The organism is Serratia sp. NA_112.1 (assembly GCF_052691715.1).
Genome location: NZ_JBQZFO010000011.1, coordinates 65637 through 83302, shown reverse-complemented (window position 1 = coordinate 83302; position 17666 = coordinate 65637). Strand labels below are relative to the sequence as shown.

At 55.0% G+C, this 17666-nt stretch carries 14 protein-coding genes, 6 tRNA genes and 1 other RNA gene; 11 read left to right on the top strand and 10 right to left on the bottom strand.

The window, feature by feature from the left end:
• Nucleotides 1-68 precede the first annotated feature (68 nt).
• The 4 genes from ACUTQ5_RS18525 to dhbA are packed head-to-tail and all read left to right on the top strand — an operon-like array spanning nucleotide 69 to nucleotide 4530.
• Nucleotides 69-1277 (top strand): isochorismate synthase, encoded by a 1209-nt coding sequence (locus ACUTQ5_RS18525; protein WP_445652426.1) that lies wholly within the window; start codon nucleotides 69-71, stop codon nucleotides 1275-1277.
• 8 nt (nucleotides 1278-1285) lie between these two features.
• Nucleotides 1286-2914 carry a (2,3-dihydroxybenzoyl)adenylate synthase gene (locus ACUTQ5_RS18520; protein WP_445652425.1) on the top strand — a complete coding sequence of 543 codons (1629 nt, stop codon included), beginning with the start codon at nucleotides 1286-1288 and terminating at the stop codon, nucleotides 2912-2914.
• 3 nt (nucleotides 2915-2917) lie between these two features.
• Nucleotides 2918-3772, top strand: a complete 855-nt coding sequence (locus ACUTQ5_RS18515; protein ID WP_445652424.1) for an isochorismatase family protein — start codon at nucleotides 2918-2920, stop codon at nucleotides 3770-3772.
• Nucleotides 3772-4530 carry a 2,3-dihydro-2,3-dihydroxybenzoate dehydrogenase gene (gene dhbA / locus ACUTQ5_RS18510; RefSeq protein WP_445652423.1) on the top strand — a complete coding sequence of 253 codons (759 nt, stop codon included), beginning with the start codon at nucleotides 3772-3774 and terminating at the stop codon, nucleotides 4528-4530. The genes ACUTQ5_RS18515 and dhbA overlap by 1 nt, the downstream gene beginning before the upstream one ends.
• 131 nt (nucleotides 4531-4661) lie before the next feature.
• Here dhbA and ACUTQ5_RS18505 read toward each other — a convergent pair.
• From ACUTQ5_RS18505 to ACUTQ5_RS18485, 5 genes are all read right to left on the bottom strand, one after another.
• Nucleotides 4662-4787: non-coding RNA, RtT sRNA (locus tag ACUTQ5_RS18505), on the bottom strand.
• 74 nt (nucleotides 4788-4861) lie between these two features.
• A tRNA-Lys gene (locus ACUTQ5_RS18500) sits at nucleotides 4862-4937 on the bottom strand.
• 7 nt (nucleotides 4938-4944) lie between these two features.
• Nucleotides 4945-5020 (bottom strand) — tRNA-Val (locus ACUTQ5_RS18495).
• A 39-nt stretch (nucleotides 5021-5059) separates the two neighbouring features.
• A tRNA-Val gene (locus ACUTQ5_RS18490) sits at nucleotides 5060-5135 on the bottom strand.
• A gap of 32 nt (nucleotides 5136-5167) precedes the next feature.
• Nucleotides 5168-5243: transfer RNA gene (locus ACUTQ5_RS18485), tRNA-Val, on the bottom strand.
• 292 nt (nucleotides 5244-5535) lie between these two features.
• On the opposite strand from ACUTQ5_RS18485, the gene gltX reads away from it, so the two are divergent.
• From gltX to ACUTQ5_RS18470, 3 genes are all read left to right on the top strand, one after another.
• A complete protein-coding gene (gene gltX, locus ACUTQ5_RS18480) occupies nucleotides 5536-6945 on the top strand; it encodes a glutamate--tRNA ligase (RefSeq protein ID WP_445652422.1) in 1410 nt (469 codons plus the stop codon).
• 254 nt (nucleotides 6946-7199) lie between these two features.
• Nucleotides 7200-7275: transfer RNA gene (locus ACUTQ5_RS18475), tRNA-Ala, on the top strand.
• A 60-nt stretch (nucleotides 7276-7335) separates the two neighbouring features.
• Nucleotides 7336-7411: transfer RNA gene (locus tag ACUTQ5_RS18470), tRNA-Ala, on the top strand.
• A gap of 136 nt (nucleotides 7412-7547) precedes the next feature.
• Here the strand turns inward: ACUTQ5_RS18470 and ACUTQ5_RS18465 are convergent.
• Nucleotides 7548-8735, bottom strand: coding sequence for a NupC/NupG family nucleoside CNT transporter (locus ACUTQ5_RS18465; RefSeq protein ID WP_445652421.1), 1188 nt, complete (start codon nucleotides 8733-8735; stop codon nucleotides 7548-7550).
• A gap of 378 nt (nucleotides 8736-9113) precedes the next feature.
• On the opposite strand from ACUTQ5_RS18465, the gene ACUTQ5_RS18460 reads away from it, so the two are divergent.
• Nucleotides 9114-10346 (top strand): Nramp family divalent metal transporter, encoded by a 1233-nt coding sequence (locus ACUTQ5_RS18460; RefSeq protein WP_445652420.1) that lies wholly within the window; start codon nucleotides 9114-9116, stop codon nucleotides 10344-10346.
• Between the two features lie 204 nt (nucleotides 10347-10550).
• Here ACUTQ5_RS18460 and ACUTQ5_RS18455 read toward each other — a convergent pair whose 3' ends face one another.
• Together ACUTQ5_RS18455 and mgrA are read right to left on the bottom strand one after the other, a co-directional pair.
• Nucleotides 10551-10961, bottom strand: a complete 411-nt coding sequence (locus ACUTQ5_RS18455; RefSeq protein ID WP_261091188.1) for a DUF2502 domain-containing protein — start codon at nucleotides 10959-10961, stop codon at nucleotides 10551-10553.
• A gap of 229 nt (nucleotides 10962-11190) precedes the next feature.
• Complete coding sequence (gene mgrA, locus ACUTQ5_RS18450; RefSeq protein WP_445652419.1) at nucleotides 11191-12180, bottom strand: L-glyceraldehyde 3-phosphate reductase; 990 nt, start codon at nucleotides 12178-12180, stop codon at nucleotides 11191-11193.
• Between the two features lie 248 nt (nucleotides 12181-12428).
• Between mgrA and ACUTQ5_RS18445 the strand changes: the two genes are divergently transcribed.
• Nucleotides 12429-14090 carry an alpha-keto acid decarboxylase family protein gene (locus tag ACUTQ5_RS18445; protein WP_445652418.1) on the top strand — a complete coding sequence of 554 codons (1662 nt, stop codon included), beginning with the start codon at nucleotides 12429-12431 and terminating at the stop codon, nucleotides 14088-14090.
• Here the strand turns inward: ACUTQ5_RS18445 and ACUTQ5_RS18440 are convergent.
• Nucleotides 14066-14956 carry a LysR family transcriptional regulator gene (locus ACUTQ5_RS18440; protein WP_445652417.1) on the bottom strand — a complete coding sequence of 297 codons (891 nt, stop codon included), beginning with the start codon at nucleotides 14954-14956 and terminating at the stop codon, nucleotides 14066-14068. The genes ACUTQ5_RS18445 and ACUTQ5_RS18440 overlap by 25 nt on opposite strands.
• A 158-nt stretch (nucleotides 14957-15114) precedes the next feature.
• On the opposite strand from ACUTQ5_RS18440, the gene ACUTQ5_RS18435 reads away from it, so the two are divergent.
• Together ACUTQ5_RS18435 and ACUTQ5_RS18430 are read left to right on the top strand one after the other, a co-directional pair.
• Nucleotides 15115-15567: a multidrug/biocide efflux PACE transporter gene (locus ACUTQ5_RS18435; protein ID WP_445652416.1), complete on the top strand. Its 453-nt coding sequence runs from the start codon at nucleotides 15115-15117 to the stop codon at nucleotides 15565-15567.
• Nucleotides 15568-15633: 66 nt separating this feature from the next.
• Nucleotides 15634-16326, top strand: coding sequence for an aspartate/glutamate racemase family protein (locus ACUTQ5_RS18430; RefSeq protein WP_445652415.1), 693 nt, complete (start codon nucleotides 15634-15636; stop codon nucleotides 16324-16326).
• Here the strand turns inward: ACUTQ5_RS18430 and ACUTQ5_RS18425 are convergent.
• A complete protein-coding gene (locus ACUTQ5_RS18425; protein WP_445652414.1) occupies nucleotides 16323-17570 on the bottom strand; it encodes an ion channel protein in 1248 nt (415 codons plus the stop codon). The genes ACUTQ5_RS18430 and ACUTQ5_RS18425 overlap by 4 nt on opposite strands.
• Between the last annotated feature and the right edge of the window lie 96 nt (nucleotides 17571-17666).

Here is a 17666-nt window from a genome sequence, read left to right as displayed (position 1 = left end):
ACGCGATTCAATACAAATGATAATCATTATTATACGGGTTATTGTTCATGATGCGAAAGGGAGCACCGATGAGCGTTACATTAAACAGTACCGGGCAGAAGAAGCCGCAAAGCAAGGGTAGCGAACAACCTGCTGCAAATGTGTCGCCGACCTCCGGCTTTTTCTTTACCTCTCCTTTCCGTAGCTTGAGCACCCAAGGCTGTTTCGCCAAAATCACCCTGCCGGCTCAGGGAGGGGATCAGCTTAACGGCGAGTTCCAGCAGGCGGTACAACATGCTTTTGCCGAAGCCAGGCTGGCGGGGGTTAAAAACCCGGTACTGTGCGGCGCGATCCCGTTTGACACTCATCAGCCCTCCGCGCTGTTTATTCCCCAACAAACCCAATGGTTTGAGCGTGATGTCTTTCTGGCTGGCGTAGCTTCTCCGCAAGCCGCGTTGCCGGAAATTATCCGCCAAAATGAAGTGCCTGCCCAGCAACCCTTTATGCAAATGGTGGCGGATGCGGTGGAAGCGACCCGCGGTGATCAGTTGGATAAAGTGGTGCTGTCGCGCCTGCTGGAGATTGAAACCCGTGAGCCGGTAGATCGCCAGGCGTTGATGGCGCGGATCATCGCCCAGAATCCTCATGGCTTCCACTTCCATGTCCCGCTGGAACAGGGGGCATTACTGGGAGCCAGCCCGGAATTGCTGTTACGCAAATCCGGCGCGCAGTTCTATTCCAACCCGCTGGCCGGTTCTGCCCGTCGTGATGCCGATCCGCAGCGGGATCTGGAAGTCAGCCAACGGCTGTTGGTGTCAGAAAAAGATCGCTATGAGCACCAGTTTGTCACTGAAGGAATGCGGCAGGTGTTAGCCGATCGTTGTCGTTATCTGAATATTCCCACCGTGCCTGAATTATTGAGCACCACCACCCTGTGGCACCTGTCCACACCTATTGACGGTGAAGCCGCCAGCCGCGCTGAAAATGCGCTGTCGCTGGCCTGCCTGCTGCACCCGACACCGGCGCTGTGCGGGACGCCGACCGCGTTGGCGCATCAGGTGATCAAGCAGTTGGAGCCGTTCGATCGCGGCCTGTTTGGCGGCATCGTCGGCTGGTGTGACGCCGAAGGCAACGGTGAGTGGGTCGTGTCCATCCGTTGCGGCACGGTGCAGGGCAATCAGGTGCGACTGTTTGCCGGTGCCGGCATTGTGCAAGACTCTTCGCCGGAATCCGAATGGCATGAAACCGGCACCAAACTCAGTACCATTTCGCGGGCGTTTGGCCTGAACCAAGGATAGACATTCCCATGACCATTGCTTTTACCCCCTGGCCTGAGGCGTTAGCCCATCGTTATCGCGAACGCGGCTATTGGACCGACCGGCCCCTGACCGACATCATCACTCGCCAGGCCAAAAATGACGCTATCGCGCTGATCGACCCGGAGCAAAGCCTGAGTTATCGGCGGCTTAATCAGCTCTCCGATCGGCTGGCCGCTGCCCTGCAGCGCCGTGGCATTCAAAGCGGAGAGACTGCGCTGGTGCAGTTGGGCAACGTGGTCGAGTTCTATGTGACCTTTTTCGCGTTGTTGAAAATTGGCGTGGTACCGGTGAATGCGTTGTTCAGCCATCAACGCAACGAGCTGAACGCCTACGCCGTACAGATCAAGCCGGCATTGCTGATTGCCGACCGCCAGCATGGCCTGTTTGGTAACGACGAGTTTCTGGCGACGTTTCGCGCCGAGCATCCTTCACTGCGCGTGGTGGCACTGCGCAATCAGAACGGGGGCGAGCAGTCGCTGGCGGCCTGGCTGGAAGAGGACTGCAGTGGTTTTGTCGCGACGCCAAGCCCGGCCGATCAGGTAGCGTTTTTCCAGCTTTCCGGTGGCAGCACCGGCACGCCAAAGCTGATCCCGCGAACCCACAATGATTACTACTACAGCATTCGCCGCAGCGTGGAAATTTGCCATTTCGATGTCGATACCCGTTACCTGTGCGCGCTGCCGGTCGCCCACAACTATCCGATGAGTTCTCCGGGCATCTTGGGCGTGTTTTATGGCGCCGGGTTGGCGGTGTTTGCCAGCGATCCGGATGCCGGACAATGTTTCCGTTTGATCGAGCAGCATCAGATTAACGTGACGGCGCTGGTGCCGCCGGCGGTGACGCTGTGGCTGCAGGCGATTGAGGAGTGGGGCGGTCGGCAGCAACTGGCCAGCCTTAAGCTGCTGCAGGTGGGCGGTGCCAAGCTGGGCGAAACCCTGGCTGCACGCATTCCGGACGAGATCGGCTGCCAGTTGCAGCAGGTGTTCGGTATGGCGGAAGGTTTGGTGAATTACACCCGCCTGGACGATGACGACCAGCATATCCTGACCACCCAGGGCTGCCCGATGTCGCCGGATGACGAGCTGTGGGTCGCTGACGAAGACGGCAACCCGCTGCCGGTGGGGGAAACCGGGCGTCTGATGACCCGTGGCCCTTATACCTTCCGCGGCTATTACCAAAGTCCGGAGCACAATGCTGCCTCCTTTGATAAGGACGGTTTCTACTGTTCCGGTGATTTGATCAGCCTGACCGAAGATGGCTATGTGAAGGTTGAAGGGCGACAGAAAGATCAGATTAACCGTGGTGGGGAAAAGATCGCAGCGGAAGAAATCGAAAACCTGTTATTGCGCCATCCGGAAGTGATCAATGCGGCGTTGGTGTCGATGCCAGACGAGCTGATGGGTGAAAAAAGCTGCGCCTATATCATCGCGACCAGCGCGTTGAAGCCGGTGGTGTTGCGCCGCCATTTGCGCGGCGAGGGCGTGGCCGAATTTAAATTACCCGATCGCTTTATACAGGTTGATACGCTGCCGCTCACCCCGGTTGGCAAAGTGGATAAAAAACTGTTGCGTCAACGCCTGGAGGCGCAACAACTGACTCTGGTCCAGGGAGAATAAGTCATGGCCATTCCAAAACTTAATGATTACGCGTTGCCGACTCAGGCTGAAATGCCGACCAACAAAGTGAGTTGGACGGTGGAACCGCAGCGCGCTGCACTGTTGATCCATGATATGCAAAAGTATTTCCTGAATTTCTGGGGTGAAGACAGCCCATTGATCAAACAGGTGGTGGAGAATATCGCCAACCTGCGTCGTTACTGCAAATCACAGGGGATCCCGGTGTTTTATACCGCACAGCCTAATCAGCAGAGCGATGAAGATCGTGCCTTGTTGAATGACATGTGGGGGCCGGGCCTGAATAAGCACCCGGAACAGCAGGCGGTGGTTGCCGCTCTGGCCCCGGAAGAAGACGATACGGTATTGGTGAAGTGGCGTTACAGTGCCTTCCATCGCTCACCGCTGCAGGAAATTCTGCAGGAGTCGGGGCGCGATCAGTTGATTATCTGTGGCGTCTACGCCCATATCGGCTGCATGACTACGGCTATCGATGCCTTCATGCGCAATATTCAGCCGTTTATGGTGGCTGACGGCCTGGCCGATTTCTCCCGCGAAGAGCATCTGATGGCGCTGCGTTATACCGCTGGTCGTTGCGGCTGCGTGGTGACCACCGCTGAACTGTTGCCGGGTATTGCCAACAAGGCTGCGCTGCGTCAGCAAATCATGCCTTTCCTCGATGAAGACAGCGAAGACATGGGCGACGATGAAAACCTGATCGATTACGGTCTGGATTCGGTTCGCATCATGGAGTTGGCGGCACGCTGGCGTAAAATTCGTGGCGATATTGATTTTATCGCGCTGGCCAAGAACCCGACCATCGATGGCTGGTGGGCGTTATTGTCGGAGGGAAAAGCCTGATGGAGCAACGGGGCGATTTCGCCGGTAAGCGAGTTTGGGTCACTGGCGCTGGGGCCGGGATTGGCCTGGCAACGGCACTGGCATTTGTGCAGGGCGGTGCCGAAGTGATTGGCTTTGATAAACATTTTGGCGAGCCGGAATACGCATTCCGTACCGAAGTGCTGGATATCGCCGACAGTGACGCCGTAGATCGGGTTTGCGGACGTTTACTGGCGGAACAGGGGGAGTTGGACGTGCTGGTCAACGGTGCCGGCATTCTGCGCATGGGACTGGCGGACGAAACCAGCACGGCAGACTGGCTGGCTTGCTTGGCCGTCAATGCCGGTGGGGCATTTAATCTGTTCCGCCACGCCTTGCCGGTATTCCGTCGCCAACGACGCGGTGCGATTGTCAGCGTGGCGTCTAACGCCGCGCATGTGCCACGCGTAGGTATGGCGGCCTACTGTGCCTCCAAGGCGGCATTACGCAGCCTGTGCAACACCGTAGGGCTGGAAATGGCCCCTTATGGCGTACGTTGCAACCTGGTTTCGCCAGGATCGACCAATACGCCCATGCAGCGCGGTATGTGGCAGGACGAAACCGGCGAGCAGAACACCATTAACGGTTTCCCGGAACAGTTCAAACTGGGTATTCCGCTGGGTAAAATTGCTCAGCCACAGGAAATCGCCGATGCCATTTTGTTCCTGGCTTCCGATCGCGCCAGCCACATCACCATGCAGGATATTGTGATTGATGGCGGGGCGACGCTGGCGGCCTGATATATCCGTCATAAGAAAAATCAGGAAAATCAATTTATTGATTTTCGGCTGTTCACCACAAAGTAGGAAAAACCACGCTTTTTCCTGCTTTGTCAGCAACCTACAGCGGCAAAAGGCGCTTTTTTCTGTATTGGTGGGTCGTGCAGGATTGACTCGGCCTTTGGCCTCGCCCTGCGGGCAACGCTGCGCGTTGTCGTCTCGCTTCGCTCGGCTCGAACCTGAACGCAGGTTCTCATCCAGCACGACACTCTGCGCTATGTTAGAAAGGTGTTTGAGATGATTACGGTGCTGCAGATGCGAAAAAAGCGCCAAAAGGCGCTTTTTTCTGTATTGGTGGGTCGTGCGGGATTCGAACCTGCGACCAATTGATTAAAAGTCAACTGCTCTACCAACTGAGCTAACGACCCGCAGAAGTGGTGGGTGATGACGGGCTCGAACCGCCGACCCCCTCCGTGTAAAGGAGATGCTCTACCAACTGAGCTAATCACCCACTTCAGAACTTCCGGGTACTGCCAAACAAGAGAATGAGTGGTGGGTGATGACGGGCTCGAACCGCCGACCCCCTCCGTGTAAAGGAGATGCTCTACCAACTGAGCTAATCACCCTCATTCTTCTCATTTCTTACTGCTCAACAAGATGGTGGGCGATGACGGGCTCGAACCGCCGACCCCCTCCGTGTAAAGGAGATGCTCTACCAACTGAGCTAATCGCCCCGTCTTGTTGGAGTCGCATTATAGGGATAGTTGAAAGTGAGTCAACGGTTTTTAAAATGATTTCAATCGTTCGCCGCAAATTTAAACAGGATGCGATATTTATCGCCTGCAATGTCGAATCTTTGCACATTGTTATGCGTAAAGCGCCGCAGAGATGATGAAATCAGCCATGGCAATATCGTGTCAGCGTTGAGGAATTAGCGCGTGGTGGTACAATGTTGCCCACTTTTTTAAATTCCGAGCAATCGTCGGCAACCGCCGACACGCGTTGCGTAATAAGGCAGTGAACCCAATGAAAATCAAAACCCGTTTTGCACCGAGCCCAACCGGCTATCTTCACGTCGGTGGCGCCCGTACTGCGCTTTACTCCTGGTTGTTCACCCGTCATGCGGGCGGTGAGTTCGTTCTGCGTATCGAAGATACCGATCTGGAACGTTCAACCCAGGACGCTATCGACGCAATTATGGATGGTATGAACTGGTTAAACCTGGATTGGAATGAAGGCCCGTACTTCCAGACCAAGCGTTTTGACCGCTATAACGCGGTGATTGACGACATGCTGGTGCAGGGTACCGCCTATAAATGCTATTGCTCGAAGGAACGTCTGGAAGCGCTGCGTGAAAAGCAGATGGAAAACGGCGAAAAACCGCGTTACGACGGCCACTGCCGCGACAGCCAGTGCAGTCATACCGATGACGAGCCGCACGTGGTGCGTTTCCGTAACCCACAGGAAGGCTCGGTGATCTTCGATGACAAGATCCGTGGCCCGATCGAATTCAGCAACCAGGAGCTCGATGACCTGATCATCCGCCGCACCGACGGTTCACCAACCTATAACTTCTGCGTAGTAGTCGATGACTGGGATATGGAAATCAGCCACGTGATCCGCGGTGAAGACCACATCAACAATACTCCGCGCCAGATCAACATCCTGAAAGCGCTGGGTGCGCCGGTACCGGAATACGCACACGTTTCAATGATCCTCGGTGACGACGGTAAAAAACTGTCGAAACGCCACGGTGCGGTAGGGGTGATGCAGTACCGTGACGACGGCTACCTGCCGCAGGCGCTGCTGAACTATCTGGTGCGTCTGGGCTGGTCTCATGGCGACCAGGAAATCTTCTCTATTGATGAGATGAAAGAGTTCTTTACCCTGGAAGCGATCAACAAATCTGCCAGTGCTTTCAATACCGAGAAGTTGCAGTGGCTGAACCACCATTACATTAACCATATGCCGGCCGAAGAAGTGGCAGTGCACCTGGCGTGGCATGTTGAGCAACTGGGTATCGAAACTCGTAATGGCCCTGAACTGAAAGATCTCGTTAAACTGCTGGGCGAGCGCTGCAAAACGCTTAAGGAAATGGCCGAGTCTTGCCGTTACTTCTACGAAGACTTCAGTGAGTTTGATGCTGACGCTGCCAAGAAACACCTGCGTCCGGTGGCTCGTCAGCCACTGGAAGCGGTACGCGCCAAACTGGCCGCTATCACTGCCTGGACGCCGGAAAACGTGCATGACGCCATTCAGGGTACGGCAGATGAGCTGGGCGTAGGTATGGGCAAGGTAGGTATGCCACTGCGCGTGGCGGTTACCGGTGCCGGTCAGTCACCGGGTATGGATGTGACCGTTCATGCTATTGGTCAGAAACGTTCTCTGCAGCGTATCGACCTGGCGCTGGCTTACATTGCCGGGCGTGAAGCTTAAGAATATCCCTGCCTGTTAATGACAAAGCCCCGTGGAGCAGTCCCGGGGTTTTTTTATATCTGTCACTTGATGGCGAATTCATGGTGCACCGCGCCAGGGTCATGGTTTTGGTCAGAATGCTCAATTTTCAGCAGCAAACGCGCTGATTTGGCGGCTTTTTCAGCGCTTGAAGCAGGAATGCAATTTAGCCGTTGACAGCTTAGAGTGGGTTTCATATTATGCGCCCCGTTCACAGGATTTTGTGATTGTGGATTGGGGCTATAGCTCAGCTGGGAGAGCGCTTGCATGGCATGCAAGAGGTCGACGGTTCGATCCCGTCTAGCTCCACCAACCTTTATCTCAGAAGGGTTGGGGAATACCGTAACGCCGGTTAAAGCGTACCACTTTTGTGGGGCTATAGCTCAGCTGGGAGAGCGCTTGCATGGCATGCAAGAGGTCGACGGTTCGATCCCGTCTAGCTCCACCAACATTTAAAAAGCCGACCTCAGGGTCGGCTTTTTGCTTTCTGTCTTCCTTACTTACTGCCTTCCCTTTCCCAGGCACCGAATTACAGGCATTAAAAAAGGCCGCCGAAGCGACCTTTCTCTTACTGACGTTTCGGCTTAGCCCAGAACCAGACCTGCGATGGACGCAGACAGGATGCTGACCAGCGTTGAACCGTAAACCAGCTTCAGACCAAAACGGGACACCACGTTGCCCTGATGCTCGTTCAGCCCTTTAATCGCACCGGCAACGATGCCGATGGAAGAGAAGTTGGCGAAGGAAACCAGGAACACCGACAGAATACCCAGGCTGCGAGGAGAGAGTTCAGCAGAGATTTTCTGCAGTTCCATCATCGCCACGAATTCGTTGGATACCAGTTTGGTCGCCATGATGCTACCCACCTGCAACGCTTCGTGCTTAGGAATACCCATAATCCAGGCGAATGGATAGAAGAAGTAGCCCAGAATGTCCTGGAAGCTCTGGCCGAAGATGGCGCTGAACAGGCCGTTAAGCGCGGCGATCAGGGCGATAAAGCCGATCAGCATCGCAGCAACGATAATAGCTACTTTAAAACCAGCCAGAATGTATTCACCCAGCATTTCGAAGAAGCTCTGGCCTTCGTGCAGATTGCCCAGATGCAGTTCTTCTTCTTTACTGGTGTCATACGGGTTGACCAATGACAGCACGATAAAGGTGCTGAACATGTTCAGTACCAGTGCCGCTACCACAAACTTGGCGTCCAACATGGTCATGTAAGCGCCGACGATGGACATGGAAACCGTAGACATCGCGGTCGCCGCCATGGTGTACATGCGCTTTTCAGACATCTTGCCCAGAATATCTTTATAGGCAATGAAGTTTTCAGACTGACCCAGGATCAGCGAACTGACGGCGTTGAACGATTCCAGTTTGCCCATACCGTTGACTTTTGACAGCACGGTACCAATGATGCGGATGACAAACGGCAGTACTTTAATGTATTGCAGAATACCGATCAGCGCGGAGATGAAGACGATTGGGCACAGTACCTTCAGGAAGAAGAAGGCCAAACCTTTATCACCCATACCGCCGAATACAAACTCAGTCCCTTGCCCAGCAAACCCGAGCAGCTTGTCAAACAGCGCTGCGAATCCTTTTACAAAGCCTAAACCCGCTTCCGAATGCAGGAAAAAATAGGCCAGCAGTACTTCAATAACCAACAGTTGAATAACGTAGCGAATGCGGATGCTTTTACGATCGCGGCAGACTAAAAGTGCCAGGATCGCGACCACCACCAACGCTAACGCAAAGTGCGCAATATGGGACATGTTTGCTCCAAACTTGAGGCAGGCTGAATTTCGGATGTCATTTTATGTAACGCCACTTTTAAAAACGAGAGGTCTCTTGCAAATATGGAAATTCATACTGGGAAATGTCCTAAGCTAGTACGGTAAAGCATAAAAAATCAAGAGGTTAATTAAGTTATATGAAATTCCTATTCCTGGGCTAATTTGATAATAAGAAGGAAGGTGTTCTGAATCCGACCCTGAAGAGTGCGGAAAATGTTCATCTACTCGCTAAACCTTTCGTTAAACCCGTGGTTTTTAGCTATCGCAGAGATAAGTATTACCGTTCCAAATGCACTTGATAATTATTATCATTTACATAAAATAACCCTAGTCTTAATAGAAGTAAGGGTTCAGAACATGCTTAACAGTCGCGTGGTTGAGACCACCCCGAGTTCATCCAGGAAAATCAAACTCTCCCTGATGGGCCCCGCATTTATCGCGGCTATCGGCTACATTGATCCCGGTAATTTCGCCACTAATATCCAGTCCGGTGCCTCTTTTGGTTATACCCTGCTGTGGGTGGTGGTATGGGCCAATGTGATGGCGATGCTGATCCAGTTGTTATCTGCCAAACTGGGCATTGCGACCGGAAAAAACCTGGCGGAGCATATTCGCGATCGTTTCCCTCGTCCGGCGGTGTGGGCTTATTGGGTTCAGGCAGAAATCATTGCCATGGCGACAGATCTGGCCGAATTTATCGGCGCGGCTATCGGTTTCAAACTGCTGTTGGGGGTGACGTTGCTGGAGGGTGCGATCCTGACCGGTATCGCGACTTTCTTGATCCTGATGTTGCAAAAACGTGGGCAAAAACCTTTGGAATGGGTGATTGGCAGCCTGCTGCTGTTTGTCGCTTTGGCTTTTATGGTGGAGCTGGTGTTTTCCCAGCCACAGTTGGGCCCGCTGTTAAAAGGCATGGCGCTGCCGGATTTACCGAACGGTGACGCGGTGTTTCTGGCTGCCGGGGTACTTGGTGCCACCATTATGCCGCACGTAATTTATCTGCATTCATCGTTAACTCAGGCAGCCGGAGAAAACTCGAAGGCCGACAGGTATGCTGCCACCAAGGTTGATGTGGCTATCGCCATGACCATTGCCGGGTTTGTTAACCTGGCAATGATGGCCACCGCCGCGGCTGCTTTCCACTTTAATGGCCACAGCGGTATTACCGATCTCGACCAGGCCTATCTGACGCTGCAACCCTTGTTTGGGCAGGCGGCGGCCACTATCTTCGGGCTGAGCCTGGTGGCCGCCGGGTTATCTTCTACCGTGGTGGGCACGCTGGCGGGGCAGGTGGTGATGCAGGGGTTTGTGCATTTTTACATTCCGCTGTGGGTGCGCCGTGTGGTCACCATGTTGCCATCGTTTATCGTCATTATGTTGGGGATGGACGCCACGCGGATTTTGGTACTGAGCCAGGTATTGCTGAGTTTCGGTATTGCACTGGCATTGGTGCCGTTATTGTCGTTCACCGGTAATCGTGAGCTGATGGGCGAGATGGTGAACAGTCGTACCATACAGACGATCGGTAAGTTGATCGTAGTGGTAGTGGTGGGGCTAAACGGTTATCTGCTGATCAGTAGCCTGCTGTGAGCACCGATTAATGAAAGGCCGGCGCAATGCCGGCCTCAGACTGATGACAAACCTCATTCCAGCCCAGAGCGAGTAGAGGCCGATAAATAAAAATCAGGAAAATCAATTTATTGATTTTCGGCTGCTCACCACAAAGCAGGAAAAACCACGCTTTTTCCTGCTTTGTCAGCAACCTAAGGCCGGCGCAATGCCGGCCTTTTAGGGTCAATCGTCGTGGTCGCCATGACCATGATGGCGATGATCACGGTCATCATGACGTCGGTCCTTCCAGTGATGTTTATCATGATGCTTGTAGTAGTGCTTATCGTATTTGCGATAGCGACCTTCATGATAGTAATAATTTTTGCGCCAGTAATCGTTGTCGCGCCAGCGATAACCATCCCAGTTGTAGCCCCGGCGGTTGCGGTCACCCAGGTAGCGTCCCTGATGGCCCTCCCACCAGTCACGGTCACGCCAGTCATAACCGTCCCAGTAACGGCCGCGGTTGTCCTGTTCACCGATGCGTAATGAAACGCCCGGCATCAGATCGATACTGAGGCCGTCAGCCTGGGCTTGCTGCATGGCTGGCAGTGTCGATGCCACCAACAGGGCGGCCAATAACAGAGGTTTAAACATGAATTCTCCTTTCCGCCGCAGCGGCTTGGCCGGTTTATAAGTAATGAAGCGCGTTCATCGGTTTATAAAATGGCCTTATAGTTTTACCTGCAATAGCGGCATCTTAGCCTCTGCGGATAGGGTTGAATCTTAGAGAGAATCTGAAAAACCACAGGGGACGAGTGATTTAAGATTTGTCTGGCGTAAAGAGGGTATCGCCGGTGGGGAAACCGGCAATAATTGTAAACGATTACATTAGTGTTTGTTCGATCTGAGCTATTTCGTCATCGCTGAAGCTGCGATTAGCCAACATGCCAACGGCATCTTCAATCTGGCTGGTCTTGCTGGCACCGATCAGTACTGAAGTGACGCGGTCGCCGCGTAATACCCAGGCCAGTGCCATTTGCGACAGCTTCTGCCCGCGCTGTTGCGCCAGCGCATCGAGCCGACGCACCTTATCCAACTTATCGTCGGTGAGCTGACCGGGTTGCAGGAATTGGCTGCTGCTGGCGGCGCGTGAATCTTGCGGGATCCCCTGCAGATAGCGATCGGTCAGCAGCCCACCGGCCAGCGGTGAGAAGGCAATGGAGCCTACGCCGTGTTCTTCCAGCGTGTCCAGTAATTCTGGCTCAACCCAACGTTCAAACATTGAGTATTTCGGCTGATGGATCATGCACGGCGTGCCAAGTTTTTGCAGAAGGGCAAACGCCTGGCGTGCACGTTCGGCCGGGTAGTTGGACAGCCCGACGTACAGCGCCTTGCCCTGACGCACCAGCAAATCCAGCGCCGCCATGGTTTCTTCCAGCGGCGTATCCGGATCCGGGCGATGATGGTAGAAGATGTCCACATAGTCCAGCCCCATACGCTGCAGGCTTTGATCCAGGCTGGCGACCAGATATTTTTTCGATCCCCAGTCGCCATAAGGGCCTGGCCACATGGTGTAACCGGCTTTCGAAGCGATGATCAGCTCGTCGCGCCAGGGTTTAAGGTCTGTGCTGAGAATACGGCCGAAGTTTTCCTCGGCGGAACCGGGCGGTGGGCCATAGTTGTTGGCCAAGTCAAAATGAGTGATCCCACGGTCGAACGCGCAGTGGATCAATTTACGCGCATTATCATACAGCGTGGTGTCGCCAAAGTTATGCCAAAGCCCAAGTGAAATGGCCGGCAGTTTCAGGCCGCTGCGGCCGCAGCGGCGATATTCCATATTTTGGTAACGTGAAGAATCAGCCTGGTAGAGCATAGAAACCCTTTTCAGCAGAGGTGAAATGAATTTTAGTGTATGCGTTTTCACAAGGGTTGTCAGAGTCCCCGATCACGCTTAATCGCCAAAGCGTTATCAATCTGACTAACAAAGTATTTCTCCTGCCTGCCAATAGGGCATGGGTGTAACGCCGGGTTGCCAAGCGATTTTTAGATATAAAGCTCGAAATTTATCCATCACCTTCGATACTTAATACTAATAATCTCAGGTGCTGGCAGGTGATGATCATGAATAAGACTTATAGAGTGGCTGATTATCTACTCGATCGTTTGGCTCAGATCGGCATCCGGCATTTCTTTGGCGTGCCCGGTGACTACAACCTGCAGTTTCTCGATCATGTCATCAGTCATCCGCAAATTACCTGGGTAGGCTGCGCGAATGAACTTAATGCCGCCTATGCCGCAGATGGTTATGCACGTTGTAAACCGGCCGCCGCTTTACTGACCACCTTTGGCGTAGGCGAATTGAGCGCGCTCAACGGTATCGCCGGCAGCTATGCCGAATACCTGCCGGTGATCCACGTGGTGGGTGCCCCAACGTTACGCGCGCAGCGGGCCGGGGATTTGCTGCACCACTCGCTGGGGGACGGTGACTTTGGCCACTTTGCCCGTATGGCGAAAGAGGTGACCGCCGCGCAGGCCAGCCTTACCTCCGAAAACGCCGAGACGGAAATCGACCGTCTGCTGAGCATCGCGTTGTTTGAGCACCGTCCGGTCTATATAGTGTTACCCAGTGAGGTGGCGGAAGCCCCCTTAACCTCCCGGCCTGCGCCGCTGGTGCTACGTCAGGCGCACCTTTCCCAGACGTCACTGCAAGCCTTTATCGCTGCTGCGCGACAAATGCTGTTACCGGCCAGGCGGGTTTCCCTGCTGGCGGATTTTTTGGCGGAACGTTTTGGGGCGGAAAAAGTGCTGGAACAGTGGATGAATGAGATCGACATACCGCATTCAACCATGCTGCTGGGCAAGAGCGTATTGGATGAAACCCATGCCTGCTTTACCGGTACCTACGCCGGGGCCGCCAGCGATCCCCAGGTGAAGCAATTGATTGAAGGGGCCGATGTGGTAATTAACGTCGGCGTGCGCTTTACCGATACCATTACCGCCGGCTTCAGCCATCATCTGCCGGCAGAAAAATGCATTGATCTTCAGCCGTTTGAAGCGCGGGTAGGGCAGCAGGTATTCAGCCACATCCCATTGCGTGACGCGGTAATAGCACTGCACCAGTTGACGTTGTCGTTGGCAAAACAATGGCCAGTTCCGTCCATTCAGCGCCCGATGTTGCCGGACTCGACCGGCAGCGGCCTGGATCAGCACGGCTTTTGGCAACAAATACAGGACTTTCTGCGCCCAGGCGATATTTTGATCGCCGAACAGGGCACCGCCTGCTTTGGTGCGGCGGCGCTTGGCCTGCCGCAAGGCTGCCGGTTTATCGTCCAGTCGCTGTGGGGCTCCATCGGTTATACGCTGCCGGCGGCGTTCGGGGCACAGACGGCGGAGCCGGATCGGCGGGTGGTGTTGTTGATCGGCGATGGTTCGGCTCAACTCTCGGCGCAGGAACTGGGTTCGATACTGCGTGATGGGCAAAAGCCGGTGATCTTCCTGCTGAATAATGAGGGTTATACCGTTGAACGGGCGATTCACGGCCCGCAACAGCGTTACAACGATATCGCCCAATGGAACTGGACGCAGTTACCGCAGGCGCTGGCGGGCGAGCATCAGGTGAAAACGTTGCGGGTCGCCGATCCGCAACAGTTGCGCCAGGCGCTGAAAGAAGTGGGCGACAGCCCACAACTGGCCTTTGTGGAAGTGATGCTGCCGAAGATGGATATTCCTGAGCTGCTCGATAGCGTTTCACGCGCCATTCATTCGCGTAACGCGGCTGCCTGATCTGCCGCGTTCTCCAGCAGGCGTTCCAGCAACCAATACCCCGCCGGCCCCGGCGGGGTCAGTTTCGACCATACCGCATCCACTGAAATCAGCTTCGGCCAGCCGCGGGGCTTGAGTTCGGTCAACTTGTCATGGCCGTATTGTTTCACCAGCCAGTTGGGTAACGCGGCCCAACCCACCCCTTGCTCCGCCATTTCCAACAGCATCAGGTAACTGGGGGCCGACCACACCCGGCCCTGAGGACGGGAGGCACCGCTGCCGGTGTAAGTGTTCAGATAGAGTTGGCGGGTGCTGGCCAGCTGCTCCGGCGTCGGGGCGGGCGTCTGAGCCAGCGGGTTCGAGTGGCTGACGAACAGCCCCATTTCCGTTTGTTCCGGCAGTCGTGCAAAGCCGATGTCCGGCGGATAGCTGGCCTGAACCTCCACCATACCCAGATGCGCGCGGCCGCTTTGCAACAGATCCAATACGTCGCCGTCTTCGGCGATCATGCACTCCAGCTCAATATCCTGATAGCGTTGTTCAAAGTGTTGCATCAGGTGATCGTGGTGGCTTGTCTGGTAGGTATCGGAAAATACGATGGTCAGACGGGGTTCTATATTGCCCGCCAGCCGAATGCTCAATGCGTCGAGTCGTTCGCTGGCCGTGAGGATCTCCTGCACATGGCTCAGCACCTTATGGCCGGCGGCGGTTAATACCGGCTGGCGTGCCTGGCGATCAAACAGGATCAGTCCAAGATCGGCCTCCAGGTTGGCGATCGCGGTACTGATGGTGGACTGGCTTTTACGTAGCTTGCGTGCGGCGGCAGAGAACGAGCCGAGGGCGGCAGCCTCAACAAACGCCAGCAGGGCTTCAGGGGAATAGCGCATGATATATCTACTTTATCGATGGAACCTATTTTTAATCTACCCAAAAAATCGATGATAATCACCTCAGTTTATTAGGGGGCGCATATATTCGCTCCAATTAATGTGGTCGCGGCATGCAGCGCCCCTATAAATTAATAAGGTAAAAAAACAGGTGATTTATGCAACTGCAAAACAAGTCTTTCATTGAACGTATCGTCCACGCCGTCGGTTTCGAAGTCATCGCGGTGATGCTCTGCGCCCCGCTGGGCGCGTGGTTGCTAAACCGTTCGATGGTACAGGTCGGTGCGTTGGCGGTGATGTTGTCCACCGTCGCCATGGTATGGAACATGGTTTATAACACCGTTTTTGACCGCCTGTGGCCAGTGGGCCGCGTGGCGCGTAATCTTAAGGTGCGGGGGGTTCATGCCCTGGGCTTTGAGGGCGGGTTTGTGTTGATCGGCGTTCCGATTGCCGCCTGGATGCTGAGCATTTCATTTGTGCAGGCGTTTATGCTGGAACTTGGTTTCTTCCTGTTCTTCCTGCCGTACACCATGTTTTATAACTGGGCGTACGATACCCTGCGTCAGCGCTGGTTCGAGGCTCGCCAGCCGGTCAATTCCTCGGCCAAATAAGGCGTCGTCATCACTGCTATTCTCAGGTAATGTCGGATAATTGCAGCAATGACGGAGGAGCAAGCGATGAAAGTATTAGGCCTGCTGGGCGGCATGAGTTGGGAATCAACCATCCCTTATTACCGCATGATTAATGAACAGGTGAAAGAACGCCTTGGTGGCCTGCATTCGGCCAAAATTGTGCTCTACAGCGTTGATTTTCACGAGGTGGAACGCCTACAGCATCAGGGCGACTGGGATGGCGCGGGGCGTTTGTTGGCTGCGGCCGCGGCCTCGCTGCGTGCCGCCGGGGCGCAGGCCATTGTTATTTGTACCAACACTATGCACAAGGTGGCGGATGCGGTAGAACAGGCCAGCGGCTTGCCGCTGATCCATATCGCCGACGCCACTGCTTTGCAGGTACGCCAACAGGACATCCGCCGCGTCGGGCTACTCGGCACGCGTTTTACCATGGAGCAGGAATTTTACCGTGGGCGCTTGCAGGAAAAATACGGTATTGAAGTGGTGACCCCGGTGGCGACCGATCGCGACATTGTGCACCGTATAATTTATGAAGAGCTGTGCCTGGGGAAGATCCGCGATGCGTCGCGCGATGAATACCGCCGTATTATCGGCAACCTGGAACAGCAGGGGGCGCAAGGCATTATTTTCGGCTGCACCGAAATTGGCCTGCTGGTCGGCGCGCAGGATGCGTCAGTGCCGGTCTTCGACACCACCGCTATTCATGCGCGCGCCGCAGCGGAATATGCGCTCGCTTAATCGTCCTGTGCAGAGTGGCGCTTGCCCACCAGCATCAGCGGTTTGCCCGCCAGCACCAGCCAGGCGGGCAACATCACCACACAGAGTATGGGCAGCAGGTGCAGTTCCGGCACCACGGCAACGGCCATAAACAGGCTGAGCCAGCCGTCACGCGTGACCACCAACACCAATCCCATAATGGCGCAGGAAACGGTAATCGCCGCCGGTACTGCCGGCACATGCTGATGCAGCATCAGGCCCAGCGCCACCCCGACAAATACGGCCGGGAAGATGCGCCCGCCACGAAAGCCGCTGGCGGCAGCAATCACCAACGCTGCCAGCTTGGTCAGTGTAATCAGCAGTAGCTCCGTAACAGAAAAATTCTCGCCGATCGCCAACTGCTTCATTTCATCGAGCCCTTTAAACAGGGTGATGTCACCACCGATTAACGCCAGCAACCCAAGTACAAACCCACCCAATCCCAGCATCAGCACCGGATTTTTTATCGAGTGGAACAGGCGATGGATGTGCGGAAAGCTCCATAGCGCCACCATGCCCAGCGCGATGGCGATCAGGGCGACGATGGAACCACTGAAAATATCCGTCAGCCGGGTGACGGTATAGGGATCAAGCTGCAGGGCAAAGTTCGGCGTGAAAAATAACTGTGTAGTGACTGCACCGGCGGCCGCCGCCATTAACGGGGCAAATAGCCGATCCCACAGCGGCACGTCATTATTGCCTGCCAGGGTTTGTGAAAAGATCAGCGCAGCGGCAATCGGAGTACCGAACAGTGCGCCGATGGTGCCGGCCGCGGCCAGAATAATCCAGTCCATGCGGGGGACTTTCGGTAGCAGGCGCGAACCTATTGCCACCACCAGCGCGATATTGATGGCGGTGATCGGGTTTTCCGGCCCCAGACTGACGCCCCCCACCAGGCCAAGGAGCAGTGCCAGCGTAAGACCGGGCAGCGCCGAAAGCGGCAGCGGCATGCCGATCAAGGATTCAGTGGCCGGATCGGGCCCTGCATGGCCAGGCATATAGCGGATTATCAACCCAACGGCGACACCGGTCAGCGTCAGAATGCCGATCAGCCACCAAGGCGAATGGGTATCGATATTCATTGCCGCAGGAATATTCACCCACAGCAGCCGCTGCAGCGCATCGGCGAATTTCATCACCAGAATAAGCACCAGGCTTGAGGCCGAACCGATAACGAGAGCGGGCAGAGCGAAAGCCAACATGGCATTGGCGCGCGGGTGCAGCATGCAGGGATCCCTTATCAATGGCCCTGGATGGCAGGCCGAACGGGTGATGGTTGTGGCCACAGCTTGCCAGACAATCGGCATTCTGGCACGCAATGA